Source organism: Enterobacter cloacae complex sp. IR5401 (genome assembly GCF_049238425.1).
Classification (GTDB): Bacteria; Pseudomonadota; Gammaproteobacteria; order Enterobacterales; family Enterobacteriaceae; genus Enterobacter; species Enterobacter hormaechei_C.
Genome location: NZ_JBMKHN010000057.1, coordinates 1 through 600, shown reverse-complemented (window position 1 = coordinate 600; position 600 = coordinate 1). Strand labels below are relative to the sequence as shown.

The 600-nt window shown below is 54.3% G+C and carries 2 protein-coding genes; both read right to left on the bottom strand.

Features of this window, described 5'->3' with window-relative positions:
• A partial coding sequence (locus ACOTX1_RS23815) for a type VI secretion system contractile sheath domain-containing protein (protein ID WP_171853675.1) occupies window positions 1-408 on the bottom strand: 408 nt, incomplete at its 3' end.
• 34 nt (window positions 409-442) lie between these two features.
• On the bottom strand, window positions 443-600 hold a 158-nt coding region (locus ACOTX1_RS23810; RefSeq protein WP_023313943.1), incomplete at its 5' end, for a type VI secretion system contractile sheath small subunit.

Below are 600 nucleotides of genomic sequence, written 5' to 3'. Positions count from 1 at the left end.
GGTTTTCACATTCTGGCGGTAGTCGGTGCTGTCCACCAGCTGCTTCAGGCCGCGCCACAGGGACTCCACCTTCTGGAACTCCTGGTGATGCATTACGGCATCCAGCTGACGGCTGATCTGGAAATCCAGCTCAGCGATATGGTGGTCAATCAGCGTTTTGTCGAGCTTCTCCACCGGCTGACCGGATTTGCGGATGCAGTCCATAAACACCTGCATCGCCGCCGTCAGGCGTTCACCCGCCGGAGCGTCAGAAAGCGCGGCGTCATCCAGAAACGCATTGATATCCCCCAGGCTGGAGGCCGGGGTCAGGTTGATTTTTTCAAACAGGGAGGCGTAAACGCCCTCTTTTTCCAGTACGGTGGTCTGCCCCTGCGCGGAGGCGGTTTCAGTATTCACAGACATCAGCATATTCCCGGTTAATCCATTAAATTACACATGCCGCTTATTTCGGGGCCAGTGCGCTCATTTCGTCGCGTAATTCCTGAGACAGCGCCGGGTCTTTGAGAATTTTCTCGAGTTCTTTTCTGAAAGTGGCGTTATCAAGAAGATTGGATTTGAGGTCGCGTAATAAATTACGCATGGCCAGCATGGCGCGGAGCT